Annotated in this window: 21 protein-coding genes; 14 read left to right on the forward strand and 7 right to left on the reverse strand. The window is 72.8% G+C overall.

Annotated elements, in window-relative coordinates; translation table 11 throughout:
* Positions 1 to 83: 83 nt before the first annotated feature.
* Positions 84 to 1,583: a PucR family transcriptional regulator gene (locus tag OG357_RS25300; RefSeq protein WP_443066725.1), complete on the reverse strand. Its 1,500-nt coding sequence runs from the start codon at positions 1,581 to 1,583 to the stop codon at positions 84 to 86.
* Positions 1,584 to 1,744: 161 nt separating this feature from the next.
* Between OG357_RS25300 and OG357_RS25305 the strand changes: the two genes are divergently transcribed.
* The 3 genes from OG357_RS25305 (at position 1,745) to OG357_RS25315 (ending at position 6,064) form a co-directional block, all read left to right on the forward strand.
* The gene (locus OG357_RS25305; protein ID WP_329623324.1) at positions 1,745 to 3,238 is read left to right on the forward strand and encodes a sodium:solute symporter; all 1,494 of its coding nucleotides are present in this window, start codon (positions 1,745 to 1,747) and stop codon (positions 3,236 to 3,238) included.
* Positions 3,239 to 3,303: 65 nt separating this feature from the next.
* Positions 3,304 to 4,281: an agmatinase gene (speB, locus tag OG357_RS25310; protein WP_329623325.1), complete on the forward strand. Its 978-nt coding sequence runs from the start codon at positions 3,304 to 3,306 to the stop codon at positions 4,279 to 4,281.
* A gap of 100 nt (positions 4,282 to 4,381) precedes the next feature.
* Positions 4,382 to 6,064, forward strand: coding sequence for a thiamine pyrophosphate-binding protein (locus OG357_RS25315; RefSeq protein ID WP_329623326.1), 1,683 nt, complete (start codon positions 4,382 to 4,384; stop codon positions 6,062 to 6,064).
* A gap of 63 nt (positions 6,065 to 6,127) precedes the next feature.
* On the opposite strand, the gene OG357_RS25320 is transcribed toward OG357_RS25315, so the two are convergent.
* Positions 6,128 to 6,499, reverse strand: a complete 372-nt coding sequence (locus OG357_RS25320) for a hypothetical protein (RefSeq protein ID WP_329623327.1) — start codon at positions 6,497 to 6,499, stop codon at positions 6,128 to 6,130.
* A 179-nt stretch (positions 6,500 to 6,678) separates the two neighbouring features.
* On the opposite strand from OG357_RS25320, the gene OG357_RS25325 reads away from it, so the two are divergent.
* The 4 genes from OG357_RS25325 to OG357_RS25340 all read left to right on the forward strand — a co-directional run bounded on the left by OG357_RS25325 (position 6,679) and on the right by OG357_RS25340 (position 12,997).
* Positions 6,679 to 10,419, forward strand: a complete 3,741-nt coding sequence (locus tag OG357_RS25325) for an ABC transporter ATP-binding protein (RefSeq protein WP_329623328.1) — start codon at positions 6,679 to 6,681, stop codon at positions 10,417 to 10,419.
* Between the two features lie 62 nt (positions 10,420 to 10,481).
* Positions 10,482 to 10,835: a hypothetical protein gene (locus OG357_RS25330; RefSeq protein WP_329623329.1), complete on the forward strand. Its 354-nt coding sequence runs from the start codon at positions 10,482 to 10,484 to the stop codon at positions 10,833 to 10,835.
* A 128-nt stretch (positions 10,836 to 10,963) separates the two neighbouring features.
* Positions 10,964 to 11,404 (forward strand): hypothetical protein, encoded by a 441-nt coding sequence (locus OG357_RS25335; RefSeq protein ID WP_443066726.1) that lies wholly within the window; start codon positions 10,964 to 10,966, stop codon positions 11,402 to 11,404.
* Between the two features lie 144 nt (positions 11,405 to 11,548).
* The gene (locus OG357_RS25340) at positions 11,549 to 12,997 is read left to right on the forward strand and encodes an aminopeptidase (RefSeq protein WP_329623330.1); all 1,449 of its coding nucleotides are present in this window, start codon (positions 11,549 to 11,551) and stop codon (positions 12,995 to 12,997) included.
* Positions 12,998 to 13,063: 66 nt separating this feature from the next.
* Here the strand turns inward: OG357_RS25340 and OG357_RS25345 are convergent, their stop codons facing one another.
* A complete protein-coding gene (locus OG357_RS25345; protein ID WP_443066727.1) occupies positions 13,064 to 14,839 on the reverse strand; it encodes a glycoside hydrolase family 3 protein in 1,776 nt (591 codons plus the stop codon).
* Positions 14,840 to 14,993: 154 nt separating this feature from the next.
* Positions 14,994 to 15,911, reverse strand: a complete 918-nt coding sequence (locus OG357_RS25350) for a LysR family transcriptional regulator (protein ID WP_329625695.1) — start codon at positions 15,909 to 15,911, stop codon at positions 14,994 to 14,996.
* Between the two features lie 104 nt (positions 15,912 to 16,015).
* On the opposite strand from OG357_RS25350, the gene OG357_RS25355 reads away from it, so the two are divergent.
* Both OG357_RS25355 and OG357_RS25360 read left to right on the forward strand, forming a co-directional pair.
* Positions 16,016 to 17,146: an EamA family transporter gene (locus OG357_RS25355; RefSeq protein WP_329623332.1), complete on the forward strand. Its 1,131-nt coding sequence runs from the start codon at positions 16,016 to 16,018 to the stop codon at positions 17,144 to 17,146.
* On the forward strand, positions 17,143 to 17,706 hold the full coding sequence (locus OG357_RS25360; protein ID WP_329623333.1) for an AAA family ATPase: 564 nt from the start codon (positions 17,143 to 17,145) through the stop codon (positions 17,704 to 17,706). The genes OG357_RS25355 and OG357_RS25360 overlap by 4 nt, the downstream gene beginning before the upstream one ends.
* A 1-nt stretch (position 17,707) precedes the next feature.
* On the opposite strand, the gene OG357_RS25365 is transcribed toward OG357_RS25360, so the two are convergent.
* A complete protein-coding gene (locus OG357_RS25365) occupies positions 17,708 to 18,274 on the reverse strand; it encodes a Uma2 family endonuclease (protein ID WP_329623334.1) in 567 nt (188 codons plus the stop codon).
* Positions 18,275 to 18,315: 41 nt separating this feature from the next.
* Positions 18,316 to 19,362 carry a LacI family DNA-binding transcriptional regulator gene (locus OG357_RS25370; protein ID WP_329623335.1) on the reverse strand — a complete coding sequence of 349 codons (1,047 nt, stop codon included), beginning with the start codon at positions 19,360 to 19,362 and terminating at the stop codon, positions 18,316 to 18,318.
* A 112-nt stretch (positions 19,363 to 19,474) separates the two neighbouring features.
* On the opposite strand from OG357_RS25370, the gene OG357_RS25375 reads away from it, so the two are divergent.
* The 4 genes from OG357_RS25375 to OG357_RS25390 all read left to right on the forward strand — a co-directional run bounded on the left by OG357_RS25375 (position 19,475) and on the right by OG357_RS25390 (position 23,054).
* Entirely contained in the window at positions 19,475 to 20,626 is a 1,152-nt protein-coding gene (locus OG357_RS25375) for a Gfo/Idh/MocA family protein (protein WP_329623336.1), read from the forward strand.
* A complete protein-coding gene (locus tag OG357_RS25380; protein ID WP_329623337.1) occupies positions 20,623 to 21,774 on the forward strand; it encodes a dihydrodipicolinate synthase family protein in 1,152 nt (383 codons plus the stop codon). Before OG357_RS25375 ends, OG357_RS25380 begins: the two co-directional genes overlap by 4 nt.
* Before the next feature lie 26 nt (positions 21,775 to 21,800).
* Entirely contained in the window at positions 21,801 to 22,574 is a 774-nt protein-coding gene (locus OG357_RS25385) for a sugar phosphate isomerase/epimerase family protein (protein WP_329625696.1), read from the forward strand.
* Positions 22,575 to 22,679: 105 nt separating this feature from the next.
* A complete protein-coding gene (locus OG357_RS25390) occupies positions 22,680 to 23,054 on the forward strand; it encodes a DUF6193 family natural product biosynthesis protein (protein WP_329623338.1) in 375 nt (124 codons plus the stop codon).
* 174 nt (positions 23,055 to 23,228) lie between these two features.
* Here OG357_RS25390 and OG357_RS25395 read toward each other — a convergent pair whose 3' ends face one another.
* The gene (locus tag OG357_RS25395; protein WP_329623339.1) at positions 23,229 to 23,702 is read right to left on the reverse strand and encodes a DUF937 domain-containing protein; all 474 of its coding nucleotides are present in this window, start codon (positions 23,700 to 23,702) and stop codon (positions 23,229 to 23,231) included.
* 99 nt (positions 23,703 to 23,801) lie between these two features.
* On the opposite strand from OG357_RS25395, the gene recD2 reads away from it, so the two are divergent.
* Positions 23,802 to 26,024 carry an SF1B family DNA helicase RecD2 gene (gene recD2 / locus OG357_RS25400; RefSeq protein ID WP_329623340.1) on the forward strand — a complete coding sequence of 741 codons (2,223 nt, stop codon included), beginning with the start codon at positions 23,802 to 23,804 and terminating at the stop codon, positions 26,022 to 26,024.
* Positions 26,025 to 26,158 lie beyond the last annotated feature (134 nt).

The raw sequence follows: 26,158 nt of genomic DNA on the forward strand, positions 1-26,158 counted from the left end.
GGGCCGAGCAGGGGCGACGCCCCGGAATCACCGCCGCGACACCGGGGCGGTGATTCCGGTGACGGCGTCCTGGGCCCCGCCTCTCACAGGGACTTGAGCGCGAACCACAGCTCCATACGGACGTCCGGGTCGTCCAGGTCCCGGTCCAGGAGTGCGGCGCAGCGGGTGATCCGCTGGCGGACGGTGTTGCGGTGCAGGCCCGTCGCCACCGCCGTCCGGTCCCAGCTGCCGTGCAGCGAGAGCCACACGCGCAGGGTCTCGGCGAGTGGCTCGGCCAGCGGGGCGAGGAGGGCGCGCGCGTGGGCGGTGGCCTCGTCCGGGTCCACCAGGGCGGCGATCCCGCCCGGGCGGTGCCGGAGCAGATCCGCCCCGGTCGCCTCCGCCCGCCGCAGGGCTCGCGCCGCCTGCACGTCGGCCGCCGCGAGCTCGCACGCCTCGACGGGGGCGCTCACCCCCAGCGTCCAGCCGGTCTGGGCGGTGACGGGGGAGGAGACGGGCAGGAGCAGGCGTACGGCTCCGAGCGCCGCCCCCGGAGCCGTACCGCCCGAGCCTGCCGCCCCCGGAGCCGTACCGCCCGTGTCCGCCAGTGGCGTCCCCAGCGCCGCAGCCAGCGAGGCCGCCGCGAACGGGGTGCCGTCGCCGCCCGAGGCGTGGACCACCGTCCACGGGCCCGGGCCCAGTGTGTCCGCGATCTCCGCCGGGGCCGCGCCGAGCAGCAGCCGGACCAGGGCCCCGTCCCGTACGGTCGCGTCCGCGCCCCGGTGCGGGGCCGTCAGCAGGGACAGCAGGACGACCGCGACCCCCGCGATCGTGTGGTCCCCGGGGCCGCGCCGCTCCGTCGCCACCCCCAGCGTCAGCCCGTCCCCGCCGCCGAGCGCGTACGCGGCGAGCCGGAGCCCGCCGCCGTCCCCGCTCGCCGAGGCGGGGCCGCCCGGGCGCGGGCCGAGGACGCCCGCGAGGTCCCGCAGCGCCCGGGCCGCCTCCGCCGGCACCTCCCGGCCGGCCGCCGTCGACTCCGTACCGTCCGCCCCGAAGAGCACCGCCCGTCCCCCGAGCCGTGAGGCGAGCGCGCCGAGCACCGCCGGGACAGGCGCCGGCCGGGCCGCGGCCGCCGCCAGGGACTGCTGTGCCTCGGTCACCCGGCGGAGCTCGTGCAGCCGGGCCTCCGCCATCAGCCGCCACAGCGCCCGCGCCACCGCCGTGAAGGGGGTCTTCGGCGGTACCTCGACCAGGGGGAGGCCGCGCCGTGCGCAGGCCTCGACGAGCTCCGCGGGGACCGTGTCGTACACCGGCGTCACGCCGAAGGCGAGCGCCGCCGCCCCCGCCTCCACCACCCGCTCCACGTAGTGCGCCGGGTCGGTGAGCAGGACGCCCGCCGTCATGAGCAGCTCACCGCCGAGGAGGTACGGATACGGGTCGGCCATCTCCGAGGTGTGCACCCAGTGGATCGAGACGTCCTCGGGGCCGGCGAGCAGCCGCAGCCCGAGGTCCCGCCGGGCGAGCAGCGCGGCCAGCGAGACCGGCGGCGCGGGAGGGGTGGCGGCGGTCTCGGCGGAGGTCATGGTCATGGGCCCTTCGTACATCCCCCGCCCGGACAGTGGAGGAAACGTACACTTCTTCGTCGCTTTCCGGCCACCTACTGTCGTGACATCCCAGGGCCGCGGGTACGGGCGGATGTCCCCGCGATCGACACCTGGGTCATTCCCCCGCACGACACGCCACCGAGGTTCGCGAAGGAGGCCCCATGGCCGTCGACTACGCAGTGATCGCCCTGTATCTGGCCGGCATGCTGGCGATGGGCTGGTGGGGCATGCGCCGGGCCAAGTCCAAGAGCGAGTTCCTGGTCGCCGGCCGCCGCCTCGGGCCCTGGATGTACTCCGGGACCATGGCCGCCATCGTCCTCGGCGGCGCCTCCACCATCGGCGGTGTCGGCCTCGGCTACAAGTACGGCCTCTCCGGCGCCTGGATGGTCTTCGCCATCGGCCTCGGCCTGCTCGCCCTCTCCGTCTTCTTCTCCGCCCGGATCGCGCGGCTGAAGGTCTACACCGTCTCCGAGATGCTCGACCTGCGCTACGGCGGCCGGGCCGGCGTCATCTCGGGCGTCGTCATGTGGGCGTACACGCTGATGCTCGCGGTCACCTCGACCATCGCCTACGCCACGATCTTCGACGTCCTCTTCGACCTGCCGCGGACCGTCGCGATCGTCCTCGGCGGCACCATCGTCGTCGCCTACTCGACCCTCGGCGGCATGTGGTCGATCACCATCACCGACATGGTCCAGTTCGTGGTGAAGACCATCGGCGTGCTGCTCCTGCTCCTGCCGATCGCCGTCGTCAAGGCCGGCGGCTTCGCCGAGATGAAGGCCGCGCTGCCCACCTCGTACTTCGAGCCCCTCGGCATCGGCGGCGAGACGATCTTCACGTACGTGCTGATCTACACCTTCGGCATGCTCATCGGCCAGGACATCTGGCAGCGGGTCTTCACCGCCCGCACCGACAAGGTCGCCAAGTGGGGCGGCACCGTCGCCGGCACCTACTGTCTGGCGTACGCGCTGGCCGGAGCCGTCATCGGCACCGCGGCCAAGGTGCTCTACCCGAACCTGCCGAGCGCCGACGACGCCTTCGCGACCATCGTCAAGGACGAGCTGCCGATGGGCGTCCGGGGCCTGGTCCTCGCCGCCGCGCTCGCCGCCGTCATGTCCACCTCCTCCGGCGCGCTCATCGCCTGCGCCACCGTCGCCAACAACGACATCTGGTCGCGGCTGCGCGGAACCCTGGCGGAGGCCAAGGACGACCACGACGAGGTGAAGGGCAACCGCCTCTTCATCCTGATCATGGGCGTCGCGGTCATCGTCATCGCCATCGCCCTCAACGACGTCGTCCAGGCCCTCACCGTCGCCTACAACCTGCTGGTGGCCGGGCTCCTCGTGCCGATCCTCGGCGGACTGCTCTGGCGCCGCGGCACCGTCCAGGGCGCGCTCGCCGCGGTGACCGTCGGCGGCCTCGCCGTCATCGGCCTGATGTGGGCTTACGGAATCCTTGCAAATGAGCCCGTTTACTATGGTTTGTTGGCATCGCTCGCCGCATATGTGATCGTTTCCCTGGCGACCCGCCCGACGGACGCCGCCGTGCTCGCGCACTGGAGGGCCCGGCTCGCGGGCCAGGACACCACCGGCCAGGACGCCACCGGAGCACCGGAGCCGGAGGCCGGGGCCGTCCCGGCGGCCGCGACCGGCTGAACCACCCGCACCACCGGACCAGACCAGTCCGGACGACACCCCGCCACACCCAGGAGGACCCGACCATGAGCAGCAGCGACCAGAACACCCCGCGCGGCCCGATCGACTCGTCCCGCACCCCGCGGTACGCCGGTCCCGCGACGTTCGCCCGGCTGCCGCGACTCGACGAGGTCGGCACCACCGACATCGCCGTGGTCGGCGTCCCCTTCGACAGCGGCGTCTCCTACCGCCCCGGCGCCCGCTTCGGCGGCAACGCCATCCGCGAGGCGTCGCGCCTCCTGCGCCCCTACAACCCGGCGCAGGACGCCTCCCCGTTCGCCCTCGCCCAGGTCGCGGACGCCGGTGACATCGCCGCCAACCCGTTCAACATCAACGAGGCCGTCGAGACCATCGAGGCCGCCGCGGACGAGCTCCTCGGCTCCGGCGCCCGCATGATGACCCTCGGCGGCGACCACACCATCGCGCTGCCGCTGCTGCGCTCCGTCGCCAAGAAGCACGGCCCCGTCGCCCTGCTCCACTTCGACGCGCACCTCGACACCTGGGACACGTACTTCGGCGCCGAGTACACCCACGGCACCCCGTTCCGCCGGGCCGTCGAGGAGGGCATCCTCGACACCGAGGCGCTCTCCCACGTCGGCACCCGCGGCCCGCTCTACGGCAAGCAGGACCTCACCGACGACGAGAAGATGGGCTTCGGCATCGTCACCTCGGCCGACATCTACCGCCGCGGCGCCGACGAGGTCGCCGACCAGCTCCGCCAGCGCATCGGCGACCGCCCGCTGTACATCTCCATCGACATCGACTGCCTCGACCCGGCCCACGCGCCCGGCACCGGCACCCCCGAGGCCGGCGGCATGACGTCCCGCGAGCTCCTGGAGATCCTCCGCGGCCTCTCCTCCTGCAACCTGGTCTCCGCCGACGTCGTCGAGGTCGCCCCGGCGTACGACCACGCGGAGATCACCGCGGTCGCGGCCTCGCACACCGCGTACGAGCTGACGACGATCATGTCCCGCCAGATCGCCGCGAGCCGCACCGCGCAGTAGGCGTTCCCGCCGGGTGTGGCACGCTCGCCGCGAGCAGCGCGCCGCACCCGGCCGCCGGGCCGCACCGTACCGACCACGCCACGCCCCGAGGGGACCGTTCATGACCCACGACCACGACCTGGTGCTGCGCCCCACGCCGGCGCAGACCGAGGCCGCCCTGAACCCGCCCCCCGGGCGCAACGGCGGCGACCTCGTCGTCGAGACCCTCACCGGCCTCGGCGCGACCACCGTCTTCGGCCTGCCCGGCCAGCACGCGCTCGGCATGTTCGACGCCCTGCGCCGCTCCGCCCTGCGGTACGTCGGCCTCCGCGTCGAGAACAACGCGGGCTTCGCCGCCGACGCGTACGGCCGGATCACCGGCGAGGCCGCCCCGCTGCTGCTCTCCACCGGGCCCGGCGCGCTCATGTCGCTCGCCGCGCTCCAGGAGGCGGCCGCCGCGTCCGCGCCCGTCCTCGCGATCGGCAGCCAGATCCCCGTCGCCGGGCTCGGCGGCGGCCGGCACGGCTACCTCCACGAGCTGCGCGACCAGCAGGCCTCCTTCCGGGACGTCGTGAAGTCCGTCCACACGGTCCGTACGCAGTCCCAGATCCCGTCCGCGATCGCGGCGGCCTGGGAGTCGGCGCTCACCGCCCCGCACGGCCCCGTCTGGGTCGAGATCCCGCAGGACGTGCTCCTCGCCGAGACGACCCTGCCGGTGGTCACCGCCATGGACGCGACACCTGAGGAGGTCGTCCCGCGCCCCGAGCTCACGGCCGTCGCGGCCGACCTGCTGACGAAGGCCGCCCGGCCCGTGATCATCGCGGGCGGCGGAGTCGTACGCTCCGACGCCTCCGGCAAGCTCCTCGCGCTCGCCGAGCGGATCGACGCGCCCGTCGTCACCACCTTCGGCGGCAAGGGCGCCTTCCCCTGGGAGCACCCGCTCTCGCTCCAGTCCTGGCTGGAGGACCGGCACACCACCGACTTCCTGGAGGACGCCGACGTCCTCCTCGTCGTCGGCTCGGGCCTCGGCGAGCTGTCCTCGAACTACCACACGTTCGCCCCGCGCGGCCGGGTGATCCAGATCGAGGCCGACGCGGGCAAGCTGGAGTCCAACCACCCGGCGCTCGGCATCCACGCGGACGCCCGGCTCGCCCTCCAGGCCCTCCTGGAGACGGCCGGCGAGCGCACGGACCCGACCGCCCCCGAGCGGGTCTCGGCCGTCCTGGCCAAGGTGCGGGAGCGGATCGCCGCCCAGGACCTCGGCCTGGAGCAGCGGATCGTCGCCGCGGTGCGCGAGGCGCTCCCGGACCGGGCCCCGAGCTTCTGGGACATGACGATCCTCGCGTACTGGGCGTGGTCGGCCTTCGACGCCCGGCACCCGAACACCATGCACTCCGCCCAGGGCGCCGGCGGCCTCGGCTACGGCTTCCCCGCCGCCCTCGGCGCGGCCGCCGCGGACCCGTCGCAGCCGGTCCTCGCGGTCTCCGGCGACGGCGGCGCGATGTACTCGATCGCGGAGCTGGCCACGGCGAGGCAGTACGACCTCGACGTGACCTGGCTGATCGTCGACGACGGCGGCTACGGCATCCTGCGCGAGTACATGACGGGCGCGTTCGGCGAGGCCACGGGCACCGAGCTCAGCCGCCCGGACTTCGTCGCGCTCGCCGAGTCCTTCGGCGTCCCGGCGGCGACGACGACCCCGGAGACGCTCGCGGCCGACCTGGCGAAGGCCCTGGCGACCCCCGGCCCGTCGGTGGTCGTCCTCCCGGCCCTCCTGAGGATGTTCGAACCGACCCACCTCTGAGCCACGCTCCCGGCCCCGCCGCCGGTCGATCCCGGCGGGCGGCGGGGCCGGGATGCTCCCGCCTCAGACCACGAGGTCGCCCCACTTCTCGCGGTACAGACCGATCTGGTGGTCGTACCCCTGGCGGAACTCGGCGACCTCCCGTGGGTCCAGGTTGTTCCTGGACATCCGCTCCGGGGCTATCAGCCTCACCATGTCCCCGACGACCGCCTCGGCGGCCTCGGCGTGGCGGCCGCCCTTCTCCCGGGCGAGCAGGAGATGGAGCCCCATCGCGCCGAGGAGCTTGATGAAGGTGTTCCGCGGGGTGTCGGTCGTCTCGCGCAGTTTCGACGGCTTGCCCAGCTCCGTCCTCCCGGCGGCGAGCCCCTCAAGGACCTGGAACGCCGCGTGCAGCCGCCCCCACCCGTACGGCTTCCCTTCCTCGACCCGCGCCATGATCTCCCCTTCCGGTCCGACCCCGGCGCCGCCCGTACGGCGGCCCCCCGGCCCCCTACCCCGCCCGGCGCCCCGGCGACCCTGTCGCCGAGTGGTCGCTCGGTTTGTTGCGGCGGGATGAAATCGCAGCCCAGGTGCGTTGGGCCTTCCGGTAGAGCAGGACGAACGGGAGGCCACTCGTGGCGGCGGTCGGGCAGAAACAGACGGGCGAGCGGCAGCAGGGGTGGGCACGCAGGCTCGCCGGGTACGCGTGGCACTACAAGGCCAACGTGGTGCTCGCGCTCGGGTCGTCGCTCGTCGGCATGGCCGTCCTCGCCCTCGTGCCGCTCGTCACCAAGGTGATCATCGACGATGTCATCGGGACGAAGACCCGGGACCTCTCCACCTGGACCGGCCTCCTCATAGGTGCCGCCGTCCTCGTGTACGTCCTCACCTACATCCGCCGCTACTACGGCGGGCGCCTCGCCCTCGACGTGCAGCACGACCTCCGTACGGACATGTACGGCACCATCACCCGGCTCGACGGGCGGCGGCAGGACGAGCTGTCCACCGGGCAGGTCGTCGGTCGCGCCACCAGCGACCTCCAGCTCATCCAGGGCCTTCTCTTCATGCTCCCGATGACCATCGGGAACATCCTGCTCTTCGTCATCTCGCTGGCCGTCATGGCCTGGCTCTCCCTCCCCCTCACCCTCGTCGCGCTCGCCGTCGCCCCTGCCCTCTGGTTCATCGCCAAGCGCAGCCGCACCCGCCTCCACCCGGCCACCTGGCACGCGCAGCAGCAGGCCGCGGTGGTCGCCGGGGTCGTCGACGGGGCCGTGACCGGCGTACGGGTCGTCAAGGGCTTCGGCCAGGAGGACCAGGAGACCGGCAAGATCCGGGAGGCCGGGCGCAGGCTCTTCGCCGGCCGGCTGCGGACGATCCGGCTGAACTCGAAGTACACCCCCGCCCTCCAGGCCGTGCCCGCCCTCGGGCAGGTCGCCGTCCTCGCCCTCGGCGGCTGGCTCGCCTACAAGGGGCAGATCACCCTCGGCACCTTCGTCGCCTTCTCCGCCTACCTGGCGTCCCTCGTCGGCCCGGTCCGGATGCTCGCCATGGTCCTCACCGTCGGCCAGCAGGCCCGCGCGGGCGTCGAGCGGGTCCTCGACCTCGTCGACACCGAGCCGGTGATCCAGGACGGGACGAAGGACCTCCCGGCCGACGCGCCCGCGACCGTCGAGTTCGACGACGTCTCGTTCTCCTACCAGGACGGCCGGCCGGTTCTCGACGGTTTCTCCCTGGACATCCGCTCCGGCGAGACCGTCGCCGTCGTCGGCGCCTCCGGCTCCGGCAAGTCCACCGTCTCGCTCCTCCTGCCCCGCTTCTACGACGTCACCCACGGCGCCGTCCTCGTCGGCGGCCACGACGTCCGCGAGCTCACCCTCGACTCCCTGCGCGCCGCGATCGGGCTCGTCCCCGAGGACTCGTTCCTCTTCTCCGACACGGTCCGCGCCAACATCGCCTACGGCGCCCCCGACGCCACCCAGGAGCAGATCGAGACCGCGGCACGCGCCGCCCAGGCCGACCGGTTCATCGCCGAGCTGCCCGAGGGGTACGACACCAAGGTCGGCGAGCACGGCCTCACCCTCTCCGGCGGCCAGCGCCAGCGCGTCGCGCTCGCCCGCGCGATCCTCACCGACCCCCGGCTCCTCCTCCTCGACGACGCCACCTCCGCCGTCGACGCCAAGGTCGAGCACGAGATCCACGAGGCCCTGAAGTCGGTCATGGCGGGCCGTACGACCCTCCTCATCGCCCACCGCCGCTCCACCCTCGGCCTCGCCGACCGCATCGCCGTCCTCGACGACGGGCGGCTCTCCGACATCGGCACCCACGAGGAGCTGGAGGAGCGCTCCGCGCTCTACCGCCGCCTCCTCACCGACCCCGACGAGCTCGGCGCCGTCTCGCCCGGTCACGTCACCCCGGCCGAGGTCCCCGAGGACGCCACGCTGCGGGCCGAGCTCGACGCCGAGTTCGACGCCGAGCGGGGCATCACCCCGACCCTGTGGGTACGGGACGCCGGCGCCGCCGAGGAGAGCCCCGCGCCCGGGGCCACCCCCGAGCTGCTCGCCGCCGTCGAGGCCCTGCCGCCCGCCGACGACACCCCCGGGATCGACGAGTCCCGCGCCGTCTCGCCCGAGGACAGCTACGGCCTGCGCCGGCTGCTCCGCGGCTTCGGCGTCCCGCTGCTCATCAGCCTCGGCCTGGTCGCCCTCGACGCGGGCGCCGGCCTCCTGCTTCCCGTCCTGATCCGGCACGGCATCGACGAGGGCGTGAACCGGCTGGCGGTCGGCGCCGTCTGGGCGGCCTCCGCGCTCGCCCTGGTCACCGTGCTCGTGCAGTGGGTCGCGCAGACCGCCGAGATCCGGATGACGGGCCGCACCGGCGAGCGGGTTCTCTACGGTCTGCGCCTGAAGATCTTCGCCCAGCTCCAGCGGCTCGGCCTGGACTACTACGAGCGCGAGCTCACCGGCCGGATCATGACCCGCATGACCACGGACGTGGACGCCCTGTCCACGTTCCTCCAGACGGGCCTCGTCACCGCCTTCGTCTCGGTCGTGACGTTCTTCGGGATCATGGGCGCGCTGCTCGTGCTCGACCTCCAGCTCGCCCTGGTCGTCTTCGCGACCCTGCCGGTCCTGGCCGTCGCCACGTACTTCTTCCGCCGGTCGAGCGTGAAGGCGTACGAGCTGGCGCGCGACCGGATCAGCGTCGTCAACGCCGACCTCCAGGAGTCGGTCTCCGGGCTGCGGATCGTGCAGGCCTTCCGCCGCGAGCGCTCGGGCGCGGACCGGTTCGCCGCCCGCAGCGACGACTACCGCGAGGCACGCGTCCGCGGTCAGTGGCTGATCTCGATCTACTTCCCCTTCGTGACCCTGCTGTCCTCGGTGGCCGCCGCGGCCGTCATGATCGTCGGCGCGAACCGCATCGACGGCGGCACCCTCACCACCGGCGCGCTCGTCGCCTACCTCCTCTACATCGACCTCTTCTTCGCCCCCGTGCAGCAGCTCTCGCAGGTCTTCGACGGCTACCAGCAGGCCGCGGTCTCGCTGAAGCGGATGCAGGAGCTGCTCCAGGAGCCGACGTCGACGGCCGCCGCCGACGCGCCCCGGGACGTGAAGTCGCTGCGCGGCGAGATCGCCTTCGAGGACGTGTCGTTCGCGTACGACTCCAAGGAAGCGGCCCTCACCGGCATCGACCTGCGCATCCCCGCCGGGCAGACCGTCGCCTTCGTCGGCGAGACCGGCGCGGGCAAGTCGACCCTGGTCAAGCTGGTCGCGCGGTTCTACGACCCGACGGGCGGCCGGGTCACCGCCGACGGCACCGACCTGCGGGACCTGGACCTCACCGCGTACCGCCACCGGCTCGGGGTCGTCCCCCAGGAGGCGTACCTCTTCGCCGGGACGGTCCGTGACGCCATCGCCTACGGCCGCCCCGAGGCGACCGACGCCGAGGTCGAGGCGGCGGCCCGCGCGGTCGGCGCGCACGACATGATCGCCACGCTCGACGGCGGCTACCTCCACGAGGTCGCCGAGCGCGGCCGGAACCTGTCGGCGGGTCAGCGCCAGCTCATCGCCCTGGCCCGCGCCGAGCTCGTCGACCCGGACGTCCTGCTCCTCGACGAGGCCACGGCGGCCCTCGACCTCGCCACCGAGGCCCAGGTCAACCAGGCCACCGACCGGCTCGCGGGCCGCCGGACGACGCTCGTCGTCGCCCACCGCCTGACCACGGCGGCGCGCGCCGACCGGGTGGTCGTGATGGACCGCGGGCGGGTCGCGGAGGACGGCACCCACGACGAACTGCTCGCCCTGGGCGGCCGGTACGCGTCGCTGTGGAGCACGTTCATCGGGGAGGCCGAGGAGGAGGCGGAGCCCGAGCGGGTGTGAGTACGCGGGATGAGTATCCGAGCGGATTCCCGTCCACCACCCCCGCGGGCTTGGATGGGGGCATGAGCCCCGACCTCCGCACCCGCGCCGCCTCGCCCGTCCCGATCACCTCGCCGGACGTCGAAGGCGCGCGGCTGCGGAAGCGGTCGCTGATCTGGGCCGGGCTGCTGCTGCCCGCGACCCTGCTGGTCGGTTTTCTCGTCCTCTTCACCGAGGACGCCTCCAGCTGCATCGCCAAGGGGACCGGCTGCGGCGGCGCGCCCGGTTTCCTGTACGTCGCGAGCCTGGTGATCGCCGGCGCGGCCTTCGTGGCCGTGCAGAGCACCTCCCGCGCCGACGTCCGCCGGGCGGCCCTGTGGACCCAGCTCGGCGCGGAGGCCGTCTTCCTGCTGTTCGTCGCCACGACGTTCGCGTAGGAGGGCGGCCGAGGTCGTCTCCGGACCCCGGAGGCAACCATTCCGGTGGCTGGCGCGTCGTACGCCCGTACGTCCGAATCTCCGTACGTTCGTACGGAGGCTCGCTGACCCGCTCGGGAGGGGACCGTATGCCCACGGACACGCCCACGGACATGCCCACGGGCACGACGCACGGACCCCGCCGCCGGTGGCTGCCCGCCCGCGTCCTCGTCCCGCTCCTCGCCGCCCTCGCCCTGCTCGTGCTCCCCGGTCCCGGCCCCGGCGGCTCCACCGCCGACGCCGCCTCCGTCTGCCAGGGCCGCCCGACCAAGACCTACCGCTTCGCCACCGGCGAGCTGCGCCTCTACCGGACCCGCCACTACGCCTGCGCCGTCACCCTCGCCAAGCGCCCCGGCGCCGCCCGCCCGATGACCGTCTCCCTCCAGCCGCGCGGCGGCCGCCCCGCCGTCAAGGCCGGCCGGTTCGCCCGGCAGACCGGCCCGGTCACCGTCCACGCCCTCAACCGCTGCGTCCGCGCCTACGGTTCGGTGTCCGGGCAGGGCAGGTCCACGGGCTGGATCCTCTGCTGACGCGGTACCGGATCTCTGCTGATGTCGTCCCGGTTCCTCTGCTGATGCACAGGAAAGTCCAAGGGTAAGGACCAACTGGGTCTGGCGGTCCACACGTTGCCCCCGCTAGGTTCGCGACACCGTTGTGAACCAAGGGGAGGACGAATGCGCAAGTCGCTCAGATGGCTGGTGTCGCTCTCGGTGCTCATAGGCACCGTCGGCTCCACGGGCGTGGCCACCGCCGCGGACACGGACGCCGGCAGCACCACGGCCGTCGCCGACGCGCAGAGCGCGGACATCAAGGACCGCATCCTGGCGATCCCCGGGATGAGCCTGATCGAGGAGAAGCCCTACGCCGGCTACCGCTACTTCGTCCTGGAGTACGTCCAGCCGGTCGACCACCGGCGCCCGTGGGCGGGCACGTTCAAGCAGCGGCTGTCGGTCCTCCACAAGGACACCAGCCGTCCCACCGTCTTCCGCACCAGCGGCTACGGGCTGAGCACCACCCCCAGCCGCGCCGAGCCGACCCGGATCATCGACGGCAACCAGATCTCGATGGAGTACCGCTTCTTCACGCCGTCGCGCCCGCAGCCGGCCGACTGGTCCAAGCTGGACATCTGGCAGGCGGCCACGGACCAGCACCGGATCTACACCGCGCTGAAGAGGATCTACGACGAGAACTGGCTCTCCACCGGCGGCTCGAAGGGCGGCATGACCGCCACGTACTACGAGCGTTTCTACCCGCGTGACATGGACGGCGTCGTCGCGTACGTCGCCCCGAACGACGTGGTGGAGAAGGAGGACTCGGCCTACGACCGGTTCTTCGAGAACGTCGGCACCAAGGACTGCCGCGACCGGCTGAACAACATCCAGCGCGAGGCCCTCGTCCGCCGCGAGCCGCTGCAGAAGAAGTTCAAGGAGTGGGCCGAGACCGAGGGCGTCACCTTCAACACGGTCGGCAGCCTCGACAAGGCCTACGAGGCCGTCGTCCTCGACTTCGTCTGGGCGTTCTGGCAGTACGCCGGCCAGGACGTCTGCGACCAGATCCCGGACGCGGCGACCGCGAGCGACGACACCGTCTACGAGACGATCGACGCCCACTCCGGCTGGTCCGCCTACACCGACCAGGGCCTGGACTACTACACGCCGTACTACTACCAGGCGGCCACCCAGCTCGGCTCGCCCAGCATCAAGCAGCCGCACCTCGACGGCCTCAGCCGCTACGGCTACCAGCCGGCCCGCAACTTCGTCCCGAGCTCGATCCCGATGAAGTTCCAGCCGCACGTCATGCGGGACGTCGACAACTGGGTCCGCAAGAACGCGAACCGGATGCTCTTCGTCTACGGCGGCAACGACCCGTGGGGCGCCGAGCCGTTCCACCTCGGCAAGGGCACGCGCGACAGCTACGTCTACACGGCGCCGGGCGCGAACCACGGCGCGAACGTCGCCGGGCTCGTCGACGCCGAGCGGGAGAAGGCCACCGCCCGCATCCTGGCCTGGGCCGGCGTCTCCGCCCCGGCCGTCGAGGCGGCGCAGCCGCTGGCGCGCTTCGACGCCCGCCTCGACAAGCCGGTCGACGAGGACGTGACGCGGGAGCACGGGCTGCGCCCGTAACCGTCCCGTACGCGTGAGTGTGCCCGGTGGTCCGTCGAGGACCACCGGGCACACCCGTCTGACCCCCTAGCGGTACGAGAGCCCGTACCCGACGGGGTAGAGCACCTTGCTCGGATCGTCCGCGCTCTGCACCGGGACGGGCAGCCGCCCCTTCGGCCGCGCCCGTCCGGCCAGGACCCGGACCGCGGCGCGGAGTTCGACGTCGGTCCAGGAGTAGGCGGCGAGGGTCGCCCGCTGGCCGCCGATCCGGGCGATGTCGTACGGGTTGCGGATCGCGATCGTCACGACCGGGACGCCGCTCGCGACGAGCCGCGCGACGAGCGTGCGCTGCGGACTGGCCGCGGTGACGTTGTACGTGCCCACGACGACCACGTCCTGCCCGGCCGCCGCCGCCACCGCCTCCTCGATCTTCGCCGCCGTCGGGGTGATCCCGGTGGAGAGCGCGGTCGCGGTGAACCCGAGCTCCCCGAGGGCCGTCGCCAGGGTGGTGGTGGGCGGCCCGGTCGTGCCGGACGGCGAGGCGGGGTCGGCGCCGACGACGAGGACCCTGCCGTGGCCGGACGGGCTCAGCGGCAGGAAGCCGTCCTCGTTGAGGAGCAGGGTCGTGGTCTGTTCGGCGATCCGGTCCGCCTGGGCCAGGTGCGCCTTGGTGCCGACCACCCGGTCGACGCCCGCGCGCGTCACGTACGGCTGCCGGAAGAGGCCCAGCTTCGCCTTGAGCCGCAGGATCCGCAGGATCGATTCGTCGAGCCGGTCCTCCGTCAGCTCGCCGTCCCTGACCGCCGCCAGGACCGCCTTCCAGGCCACGTCGAGGTTCGGCGGGTTGAGCAGTTGGTCGACCCCGGCCTCGAGCGCCAGGACCGGGACGCGCTCGTCGCCGTACTTGGTGCGCACGCCCTCCATGCCGAGCGAGTCGGTGACCACCACGCCGTCGTAGCCGAGCTGTTCGCGCAGTATCCCGGTGAGGATGGGCCGGGAGAGGGTCGCCGGGTCCTCGCTGGGGTCGAGCGCGGGCACCACGATGTGCGCGGTCATGATCGAGTCGATCCCCGCGTCGATCGCCGACTCGAACGGCGGCGCGTCGAGCTCGGCCCACTGGGCCCGGGTGTGGGTGATCGTCGGCAGTCCGTAGTGGCTGTCGACGGCGGTGTCGCCGTGCCCCGGGAAGTGCTTGGAGGTGGCCGCGACCCCGGCCCGCTGGTAGCCCTTGACCTGGGCGGCGACCAGACCGGCGACCGCACGGGGGTCGGAGCCGAAGGAGCGGACGCCGATGACCGGGTTCGCCGGGTTGACGTTGACGTCGGCGACCGGGGCGTAGTTCTGCCGGATGCCGACGGCGGCGAGCTCGGCGCCCGCGATCTGCGCGGCCTTACGGGCGTCCGCGAGCGAGCCGCCCGCGCCGAGGGCCATCGCCCCGGGCACCAGGGTGGCGGGCTCGCCGACCCGGCAGACGATGCCGTGCTCCTGGTCGGTGGAGATGAGCAGCGGGACCGGGGTCGGCTGGGCGAGCCCGGCCTGCTGGATGCCGTTGGACAGCTCGGCGATCTGGTGCGGGTCACGGGTGTTGTGGGCCCACGAGAAGTAGATGACGCCGCCCACGTGGTAGCGCTCGACCAGCTCGGCGGCGGTGCGGACGCCGATCTCCTTGAGGTTGGCGTCGATGTCGGCCTGGTCGGGGGCGGTCGCGGAGTGGCCGTACACCCGCATCACGAAGAGCTGGCCGACCTTCTCCTCCAGCGACATCCGGTCGATGATCCGCTGGAGCTTCCTGTCGTCGGTCTCCGCGTGGGCGACGGGGGCGGTGACCCCGGTGACGGCGGCCGCGGCGGCTGCGGCGGTCACCGTGAGGAGGGTGCGTCGGGAGGGGGAGGGGGCGGGGGCGCGGTGGTGCACTGATGCTCCTTCCGGCCGTGCAAGGTTGAAGGAAACTTCCAAGGAGTCACGGATAGCCCGAAAGTAACTGCCAGGTCAAGGATCCGCGCAGGAATCGAGGTTCCTACGCCTCGCCGGTCGAAGTGACGGAGGGCCAGAGTTCCTGGAGCGTACGGACCGTCTCCCGGATCGCCGGGCGCCGCGCCGCCCCTGTCCGCCACATGGCGTGCAACCGGCGCGTCGGCACCGGGTCGAGACGGACCGGCGTCACCTCCGGCGGCAGCGTCCCGCGGCCGAGCCGCGGGACGAGCGCGATGCCCAGACCGGCCGCCACCAGGGCGACCTGGGTGTGGTTCTCCTCCGCCTGGTGGACGATCAGCGGCTCGTACCCCGTGGCCCGCAGCGTCCGGGTCAGCCAGGTGTGGCAGACCGTCCCCGGCGGCTGCGAGATCCACCGCTCGTCCGCCAGCTCCTCCCGCCGCACTGACTCCCGGGCCGCCAGCGGATGGTCCCGGTGGACGAGGATGTCGCAGAGGTCGTCGCCGACGGCCGCCCGCTCGACCCCCGGCGGCGTCGGCAGCGGGGCGATGTCCCAGTCGTGCGCCACGGCCAGATCGATCACGCCCCGCGCCACCAGGTCGATCGAGAGGTGCGGGTCCACCTCCGACAGGCGGGCGTCGAGACCGGGGTGACGCCGGGCCAGCTCCGCGAGCGCCCGGGGCATCAGACCGCGCGCCGCGCTCGCGAAGCAGCCGATCGTCAGGCGCCCGGAGGGCAGGCCGCGCCGCTCCTCGATCCGCACCTCGGCCTCCTCCACGAGGGCGAGCAACTGCTGTGCGGTGGCGGCCAGTTGGTGGGCCTCGTCGGTGAGACGGATACCTCGCCCGCTGCGTTCGAGCAGGGTCGTACGGGTCTCGCGCTCCAACTTCGCGATCTGCTGCGAGACGGCGGACGGGGTGTAGCCGAGGGCGGAGGCGGCGGCGCCGACGCTGCCGTGGACGGCGACGGCGTGGAGGGCACGCAGACGGCCGAGATCCAGCACGAGGGACTCCCGTCGGAGGGGTCGGACGATGAAGAACTGCTTCATCCCACCATGAAGGAACCCGTGCTGGTGCTACACGGTCACTCGCGCGCATGCTCGACACCATGAGCCCCGCCCCGTCCCCCGCCTCCGCCCCCACCCGCCTCGCCCCGGCCCACCTCGCTCTCGCCGCGCTCGTCGCGGCCGTCTGGGGCGTCAACTTCGTCGTCATCGAGATCGGCCTCGACCACTTCCCGCCGCTGCTCTTCTCCGCGCTCCGCTTCCTCGCCGCCGCCCTGCCGGCCGTCTTCCTCGTGGGCCGCCCCACCGTGGCCTGGAAGTGGATCGTGGGCGTCGGACTCGTCCTGGGCGTGGCCAAGTTCGGGCTGCTCTTCACCGGCATGGACCTCGGCGCCCCGGCCGGACTCTCCTCCCTCGTCCTCCAGGTCCAGGCGGTCTTCACCGCCCTCTTCGCCTTCGCGGCCCTCGGCGAACGCCCCGGCCGCCTCAAGGTGGCGGGCATGGCGGTCGCCCTCGCGGGCATCGGCGTCGCGGCGGTCGACGAGGGGGCGTTCGACGGCGCGGCGGGGGCGCTCACGGGCTTCGCCCTGGTGATCGCCGCGGCGGCCTGCTGGGGCGTCTCCAACGTCCTGACCCGCAAGGCCTCCCCGCCCGACGCGCTCAACTTCATGGTCTGGGTCAGCACCGTGCCCGTCCTGCCGCTGCTCGCCCTCTCCCTCCTCCTGGAGGGCCCGGAGCGCGACCTCGCGGCCCTGCGCGGACTCGACTGGACGGGCGTCGGCGTCATCCTCTACGTCGCCTGGGTCACGACCGTCTTCGGCTTCGGCGCCTGGGGGTGGCTGCTCCGCCGCTACCCGGCCTCGTCCGTCGCGCCCTTCTCGCTCCTGGTCCCCGTCTTCGGTATGTCCTCGGCCGCCCTGTTCCTGGGGGAGGGCGTGAGCCCGCTCCGCTGGTGCGCGGCGGCGCTGCTGGTCGGGGGAGTGGCGCTGACGTCCTTCGCACCGGGAGCGCGCCGGGCTCCGGCGTCGGCCGGGCCGCCGGGGGAGGGAGCGGGCCCGGCTTCCGCGGCCGTGCGGCCGGCCGCCGAAGCGCGCCCGGCTCCCGCGCCGGCCGGGCAGCCGGGGAACGAAGCGAGCCCGTCCCCGACGCCCGTACCGCCGGAGAATTCCCTGGCGTCCCGCGAGCCCGCGACCGTATCGTCGTCCGGTCCCACCGGCGAAGAAAGGCCCGTATGACCTTCGCGCACATCACCGTCGACACCCCCGAGCCCGTCCCCGGCGCCGTCCTGCTGGCCGGCATACCCGGCAGCGGCAAGTCGACCGTCGCGGCGGCCCTCGCGGCCCGCTTCGCCCGCTCCGCGCACATCGAGGTCGACGACCTCCAGGAGCTGATCGTCCAGGGCTGCCACTGGCCCACCCCGGACGGCGACCCGGAGGCGGACCGCCAGATCCTGCTGCGCGCCCGCAACGCCTGCCTCCTCGCGGACAGCTTCGCCTCGGCCGGCTTCCTGCCGGTCCTCGACGACGTGGTCGTACGCCGCTCCCACCTGGACTTCTACCGCGCCCACGCGAAGGCGGTCCCGCTCCACGTGGTGATCCTGGCCCCCGGCCCGGACAAGGCCTGGGAACGCAACAACGCCCGCCACAAGCGCCTCACGACCAACTGGGCCTTCCTGGACGAGGCCATGCGCGAGGAGCTCTCCGGCGAGGGCGTCTGGATCGACAACGCGAACCAGACGGTCGAGGAGACGGTGGAAGCGGTCCTCGCGGCGACGGGCCTGACGCCGGAGAAGTAGGTCAGCCTCCGGAGCGCGGGAATCCGTCCGTCTTCACGACGATCCCGCGCCCTTCGAGCGGCAGGAGCAGATCCTCGCCGAAGGCGATCTGCTCCTGGTCCACGTAGACGCCGGTGCGGGTGGGGTTGCTGTGGATGGTGCAGGTGTTGTCCGAGGGGTCGACGATCACGTAGAGCGGGATGGCGCACTCGGCATACATGCGCAGCTTCTTGTCGAAGTCGTTGTCCCGCGTGCTCATGGAGACGACCTCGATCACCGCCTCCAGACTGTGCCACTCGAACCGGCCACGGCTGTTCCGCTCGGAGCCGGGCGCGATGATGGCCAGGTCGGGGGCGTACCCGAACTGGCTGGACGGGAAATCGATCATGACGTCCGAGAGGATGTCCCCGTGCCCGGCGAGCTGCTGCTCGATCTGGGGGGCGGTGCGGAGGATGACCCTCCACTGCTGCTCGCCCTGGGGCGTCATGATGATCTTCCCGTCCGTGATCTCGACGCGGTAGCCGCGGGGCAGGGGGACGCCGTCCAAGGCGTCCCAGGCGCTGGGAAGGTCCATCAGTATGGTCGCCATGCGATCCTCCGTGTGCCGTTCGTCACCACGATAGCGCCCGGCTACCCCCGCGGCCGGGCCGTCGACCCCCGCACCACCAGTTCCCCCGGGACGTTCACCGGGCCCCCCGCCGGAGGCTCCTCCGCTCCCATGGCCAGGCGGCCCGCCCGCGCGCCCGCCTCGTGCAAAGGCAGGCGTACGGTCGTCAGGGCCGGGACCGCGTCCACCGAGAACGGCAGGTCGTCGAAGCCCGCCACCGAGACGTCGTCCGGGATGGACAGGCCCCGTTCCCGCAGGGCCGCGCAGACGCCGAGCGCCACCGTGTCGTTGGCGGCGACGACCGCCGTCAGGTCCGGGGCGCGGTCGAGGAGTTCGGCGGTCGCCTCGTAGCCGGACCGGCGGTCGTACGGGCCGTGGACCGTCGGGCCCTCGGCGACCCCCGCCGCCGCGAGCGCCGCCCGGTGGCCTTCGAGCCGGTGCCGGGTCGTCGTCCGGTCGGCCGGCCCCGCCACGTATCCGATGCGCCGGTGTCCGAGCCCGAGCAAGTGCTCGGTCAGGCGCCGCGCGCCGGTGCGGTTGTCGAAGACGAGCGCCGCCGCGTTCGCGTCGCCCGGCACCGGCGGGCGCCCGCACAGCACGACCCGCGTCCCCGCCTCCGCGAGCTTCGCCAGTTTGCCCGCCGTCGCCGCGAGGTGTTCCGGGTCCTCCAGTGAACCGCCCATGAGGATGACGGCCGCGGCCCGCTGCCGCTGGAGCAGGGTGAGGTAGGTCAGTTCGCGCGCGGGGGAGCCGCCGGTGTTGCAGACGACGGCGAGCTTCTCGCCCCCGGCCCGCCCCGACGCGACCTCCCCGATCGCGCTCTGCGCCGCGCTCGCCATGATCCCGAAGAAGGGGTCGGCGATGTCGTTGACCAGCACGCCGACCAGGTCGGAGGTGGCGGCCGCCAGTGAGCTCGCGGGGCCGTTGAGGACGTAGTCCAGCTCGTCCACCGCCCGCAGGACCCGCTCGCGGGTCGAGGCGGCGACCGGGTAGTTGCCGTTCAGGACCCGGGACACGGTCGCGGGGGAGACCCGGGCGCGGGCGGCCACGTCCGCCAGGGTGACGGTCATCGTCTGCGTACCTCCGAGGCCCTTGTCCGGCGTGATGTCGGCAGGTTAGCTTCCTCCCAGACAGAAAGCGCTTTCTACCGAGGCGCGGAATTGCCGGGGAGAGGGAGATCTCGTGACACGCAGGACAGTCCGCATCGCCATGAACGGCGTCACCGGACGCATGGGCTACCGCCAGCACCTCGTCCGCTCGATCCTCGCCCTGCGCGAGCAGGGCGGACTCGACCTCGGCAACGGCGAGACCCTCTGGCCCGAGCCCGTCCTCGTCGGCCGCCGCGAGCACGCCCTGCGCACGCTCGCCGAGCGCCACGGCCTCGCCGAATGGTCCACCGACCTCGACGCCGTCCTCGCCGACGACAGCATCGACATCTACTTCGACGCCCAGGTCACCTCCGCCCGCGTCGACGCCCTCACCAAGGCCATCGCGGCCGGCAAGCACATCTACACGGAGAAGCCCACCGCCGCCGACCTCGCCGGTGCCCTGGAACTCGCCCGCCTCGCCTCCGAGCAGGGCATCAAGCACGGCGTCGTCCAGGACAAGCTCTTCCTCCCCGGCCTGCTCAAGCTCAAGCGGCTCATCGACGGCGGCTTCTTCGGCGAGATCCTGTCCGTGCGCGGCGAGTTCGGCTACTGGGTCTTCGAGGGCGACTGGCAGGACGCCCAGCGCCCCAGCTGGAACTACCGCGCGGAGGACGGCGGCGGCATCGTCGTCGACATGTTCCCGCACTGGGAGTACGTGCTCCACGAGCTCTTCGGCCGCGTCACGAGCGTCAGCGCGCACGTCGCCACCCACGTCCCGCGCCGCTGGGACGAGCAGGGCAAGCCCTACGAGGCCACCGCCGACGACGCCGCGTACGGCATCTTCCAGCTGGAGGGCGGCGCGATCGCCCAGATCAACTCCTCCTGGACCGTCCGCGTCAACCGCGACGAACTCGTCGAGTTCCAGGTCGACGGCACCCACGGCTCCGCCGTCGCGGGCCTGCGCAACTGCCGCGTCCAGCACCGCTCGGCCACCCCCAAGCCGGTCTGGAACCCGGACATCCCGGCGACCGAGTCCTTCCGCGAGCAGTGGCAGGAAGTCCCCGACAACGCCGAGTTCGACAACGGCTTCAAGGCCCAGTGGGAGCTCTTCCTCCGCCACATTGCGCTCGACGAGCCGTACCACTGGGACCTGCTCGCCGGCGCCCGCGGCGTCCAGCTCGCCGAGCTGGGTCTGAAGTCGGCCGCCGAGGGCCGCCGCCTCGACGTCCCGGAGGTCTCGCTGTGATCCGCCTCCCGCAGGCGGGCGGAGGCGTCCGCGCGTACGAGCCCCGCACCGAGCCGCTGAACCCGAGCGGGGTCGGCGCCCTGACCTCCCGTACGGTCTTCTCCGCCGCGCACGTCGTCGCCGACCCGTACGCCGACACCACCCCCGACTCGCCCGCCGCCGTCGACTGGGACGCCACCCTCGCCTTCCGCCGCCACCTCTGGGCCCATGGCCTCGGGGTCGCCGAGGCCATGGACACCGCCCAGCGCGGCATGGGCCTCGACTGGGCCGGCGCCGCCGAGCTGATCCGCCGCTCCGCCGCCGAGGCGAAGGCCGTCGGCGGCCGCATCGCCTGCGGCGTCGGCACCGACCAACTCACCGGCCCCGCCGGCCTGGTGGAGGTCCGCAAGGCCTACGAGGAGCAGCTCGCACTCGTCGAGGAGACCGGCTCCCAGGCCATCCTCATGGCCTCCCGCGCCCTCGCCGCCGCCGCGAGCGGCCCGGACGACTACCTCGACCTGTACGGGCATCTCCTCCGGCAGGCGAGCGAGCCGGTGATCCTGCACTGGCTCGGCCCGATGTTCGACCCGGCACTCCAGGGCTACTGGGGCTCGGCCGACCTGGACGCGGCCACGGAGACCTTCCTCGACGTGATCGCCGCCCACCCCGACAAGGTCGACGGCATCAAGGTCTCCCTCCTCGACGCCCGGCGCGAGGTCGAGCTGCGCCGCCGCCTCCCGGAGGGCGTCCGCTGCTACACGGGCGACGACTTCCACTACCCGGAGCTCATCGCCGGCGACGAACAGGGCTTCAGCCACGCCCTGCTGGGCATCTTCGACCCCCTCGCCCCGCTCGCCGCCGCGGCGGTCCGGACCCTCGACACCGGCGACGTCGCGGGCTTCCGCGAGCTCCTCGACCCCACCGTCGGGCTCTCCCGTCACCTCTTCGCGGCCCCGACCCGCTTCTACAAGACGGGCGTCGTCCTCCTCGCCTGGCTCGCCGGCCACCAGGACCACTTCACGATGGTCGGCGGCCTCCAGTCCGCCCGCTCGCTCCCGCACCTCGCCCGCGCCTACGAACTCGCCGACGGACTGGGCCTGTTCCCCGACCCGGCGCTCGCCGAGGCCCGCATGCGCTCCCTGCTCACCGTGTACGGAGTCCCGCAGTGAACCCCGACCGCTTCAGCATCAACCAGATGACCGTCAAACAGCTCTCCCTGCCCGACCTGGTCGCCCACTGCGTCCGCCTCGGCATCCCGGGCGTCGGCCTGTGGCGCGAGCCCGTGCAGGCGTACGGGGTCGACGCCGCCGCCGCTCTCGTACGGGACGCGGGCCTCACCGTCACCACCCTCTGCCGGGGCGGCTTCTTCACGGCGGACGGCTGGCTCGCGGAGAACCGCGCGGCGATCGACGAGGCCGTGACGCTCGGCACCGACACCCTCGTCCTGGTCTCCGGCGGCCTCACCCCCGCCTTCCCGGACCTGCCGTCCGCCCGCGCCCGCATCACCGAGGCGATCGGCGAACTCGCCCCGTACGCGGGCGAGCGGGGAATCCGCCTGGCCATCGAGCCGCTCCACCCGATGTACGCCTCCGACCGCTGCGCCGTCTCGACCCTGGACCAGGCCCTGGACATCGCGGAGCGCTTCCCGGCCGAGCAGGTCGGCGTCACCGTCGACACGTACCACCTCTGGTGGGACGACCGGGCCCCGGCCGCGGTGGAACGCGCGGGCGCGGCCGGCCGGATCCACTCCTTCCAGCTCGCCGACTGGACGACCCCGCTCCCGGCCGGAGTCCTCAACGGCCGGGGCCAGTTGGGCACCGGCGCGATCGACCTGCGGGCCTGGGCGGACCTGGTCGAGAAGGCCGGCTGGACGGGCCCGGTCGAGGTGGAGCTCTTCAACGACGAGCTGTGGGCCCGGGACGGCGTCGAGGTCCTGGAGGAGACCCTGGACCGCTTCCTGGCGGTCTGAGCTCCGGGAGTGCAGCCCCGGTGCGCGGAGGGGAGACACTGGGAGCCGTCCGGTCGTACATGCCAGAAGGGGAACAGACGCAGGTCCAAGGGGAAGGGCGACCGAGTGACCGACGAGACACCCTCACAGAGCGCGGAGGAGATCGTGGAGGCCCAGTGGCGCACGGTTCTTTCGTACGGGCCCGAGGTGATCGGGCAGGAGATGGTCCGGGCGGCGTACGCCCAGCCGCGGCTACGGCAGCTCTTTCCCGGCGTGAGTCACGGGATCCTGCTGTTGAGCCGATGCGTCGGGTATCCCCAGACGAGGGACGTACCCGTCGTGTATCCCCTCGGCGAAGGAGGCTACGAGGTCACGAACCGTGCGGGGGCGGACGGGCTCTACGGCCGATGCGCGACAGCCGAGGAGGCGTTCGCCAGGGTCGCGGCCAACCTGCCCGAGGGGTGCGGTCCGGCTGTCATGGGTACGGCGGACGACCTGTGAGGCGTAACGGGTGAACCGCGTCCCCGCGGGCCGGTGGCGGTCGCCGCCTGCGTCGCGGGGCCGTCCGCTCGCCCGGTGGTGCGACCGTGGTCGCCGAGGAGGCGCACGATCCGTTCGCCCCCCGCCTCCGCCCCCGCCCCCCCGCCTCCCGGGGGCGGCGGTCCGCTACTTCTTCTACTTCTTCGGGCCGCCCAAGAGGTCGCCCAGGCCGTCCGCCGCCGTGCCTCCGCTCCTCTTCGTCGCCGCGCGCCTCGTCATGACCGCGAGGACCACCGGGACCAGGATGTCGACCGCTCGGGTGACCGTGGCCGCCGGGAGGCCGGACTTCTTCGCGATCGCGTTCGCCGCCGGGCGGGCCAGTCTGCTCAGAACTCCGGCCATGAGGCCGCCGGCCGCGAGGCCGCCGAAGCCGGCGACACCCTGGAGCGGCGGCTCGGCCGAGGTCACCTCGTCGACGGCGGCCCGCACCTCGTCCGCGCCGGCAGGCTCGGCCGCCGCCTGGCGCAGCTCACCGGTGAGCTCGGCCACCGAACTGCCCACGAGCTCCTGCGCCCCGGTGGCGTCGGTGCCGAGCAGCCCGGCGATCTCCTGGAGCCGGTCGTCGCCGAGCTCGGTCAGGACGTCGTCCTGGAAGGAAGATTCAGTCATACCGGAAACGCTACTTTTGCTCCGGTTTCCCGGCACCCCGGGAAGGGAGTTGTCCACAGGGCCCGGCGGGGTGTCCGACGCCTTCGCTACGGTCGGTGCATGTCCAACGAGGGTCGGGGTCCGGCAGTGCTCGAAGGGGTCCTGGAGCGGATCACCTACGCCAATGAGGAGAGCGGCTACACGGTCGCGCGCGTCGACACCGGGCGCGGCGCCGGTGACCTGCTGACGGTCGTCGGCGCGCTGCTCGGCGCCCAGCCGGGGGAGTCGCTGCGGATGGAGGGCCGTTGGGGCTCCCACCCCCAATACGGCAAGCAGTTCGCCGTCGACAACTACACGACGATCCTCCCCGCCACCATCCAGGGCATCCGCCGCTACCTGGGCTCCGGCCTCGTCAAGGGAATCGGCCCCGTCTTCGCCGACCGCATCACCTCTCACTTCGGCCTGGACACTCTCGACATCCTGGAAGAGGCCCCCGCGCGGCTGATCGAGGTGCCGGGTCTCGGCCCCAAGCGCACCAAGAACATCACGGCGGCCTGGGAGGAACAGAAGGCGATCAAGGAGGTCATGGTCTTCCTCCAGGGGGTCGGCGTCTCCACCTCCATCGCCGTGCGGATCTACAAGAAGTACGGGGACGCCTCCATCTCCGTCGTGCGGAACCAGCCCTACCGGCTCGCCGCCGACGTGTGGGGCATCGGCTTCCTCACCGCCGACCGCATCGCCCAGGCCGTCGGCATCCCGCACGACAGCCCGGACCGGGTGAAGGCCGGCCTCCAGTACGCGCTGTCGCAATCCACCGACCAGGGCCACTGCTTCCTCCCCGAGGAGCGGCTGATCGCCGACGCCGTCAAGCTCCTCCAGGTCGACACGGGGCTCGTCATCGAGTGCCTGGCCGAGCTCGCCGAGGACCCCGAGGGGGTCGTACGGGAGTCGGTGCCCGGCCCCGAGGGGACGCCGGTCACCGCCGTGTACCTCGTCCCCTTCCACCGCGCCGAGCTGTCGCTCGCCGGGCAGGTGGGACGGTTGCTGCGGACGGAGGAGGACCGGATGCCCGCCTTCCGGGGCGTGGCCTGGGACAAGGCGCTGGCCTGGCTCGCCGACCGCACCGGGGCCTCGCTCGCGCCCGAGCAGGAGGACGCGGTCCGGCTCGCCCTGACCCGCAAGGTCGCGGTCCTCACCGGCGGCCCGGGCTGCGGCAAGTCCTTCACGGTCCGCTCGATCGTGGAGCTGGCCCGCGCCAAGAAGGCCAAAGTCGTTCTCGCCGCGCCCACCGGGCGGGCGGCCAAGCGACTCGCCGAGCTGACCGGTGCCGAGGCGTCCACCGTCCACCGGCTCCTGGAGCTCAAGCCGGGCGGGGACGCGGCCTACGACCGGGACCGGCCGCTCGACGCCGACCTGGTCGTCGTCGACGAGGCCTCCATGCTCGACCTGCTCCTGGCGAACAAGCTGGTCAAGGCGGTGGCACCGGGCGCCCACCTCCTTCTCGTCGGGGACGTGGACCAGCTCCCCTCGGTCGGCGCGGGCGAGGTCCTCGGCGACCTGCTGGCCCCCGGCAGCCCCGTACCCGCCGTGCGGCTGACGCGCATCTTCCGGCAGGCCCAGCAGTCCGGGGTCGTCACCAACGCGCACCGGATCAACGCCGGCACCCCGCCCCTCACCCAGGGCCTGCCGGACTTCTTCCTCTTCGTCGAGGAGGAGACCGAGGACGCCGCGCGGGTCGCCGTGGAGGTCGCGGCCCGGCGCATTCCGGCCAAGTTCGGCCTCGACCCGCGGGACGTACAGGTCCTGGCCCCCATGCACCGGGGCCCGGCGGGCGCGGGCGCGCTCAACGGACTGCTCCAGCAGGCGATCACCCCGGCCCGCCCCGACCTGCCGGAGAAGCGGTTCGGCGGCCGGGTCTTCCGGGTGGGCGACAAGGTCACCCAGATCAGGAACAACTATGACAAGGGCGCCAACGGCGTCTTCAATGGAACGGTCGGCGTCGTCACCGCCCTCGACACCGTCGAACAGCGGCTGACGGTGCGGACGGACGAGGACGAGGAGGTGCCGTACGACTTCGACGAGCTGGACGAACTGGCCCACGCGTACGCGGTCACCATCCACCGTTCGCAGGGCAGCGAGTATCCGGCGGTGGTCATCCCGGTCACGATGAGTGCCTGGATGATGCTCCAGCGCAACCTGCTCTACACGGCGGTGACGAGGGCCAAGAAGCTGGTCGTCCTCGTCGGCTCCCGCCGGGCGATCGCCCAGGCGGTCCGCACGGTCTCGGCGGGCAGACGCTTTACCTCACTGTCCCATCGGCTCACAGGTGGCTCCCTCGTGTGAAAGATCACGGAGGGCTACCGGAACCAGGGCGAAGGGGGCAGGATGTGAAGGTTGGCGGCACTGAGTGCCGCCGATTGGCCCAATGGTCGACCCCGAGTGCACTCTCCTGAGCCAAATGGGGGATGGTAGAGACA

It is taken from the genome of Streptomyces sp. NBC_01255, assembly GCF_036226445.1.
GTDB lineage: Bacteria > Actinomycetota > Actinomycetes > Streptomycetales > Streptomycetaceae > Streptomyces.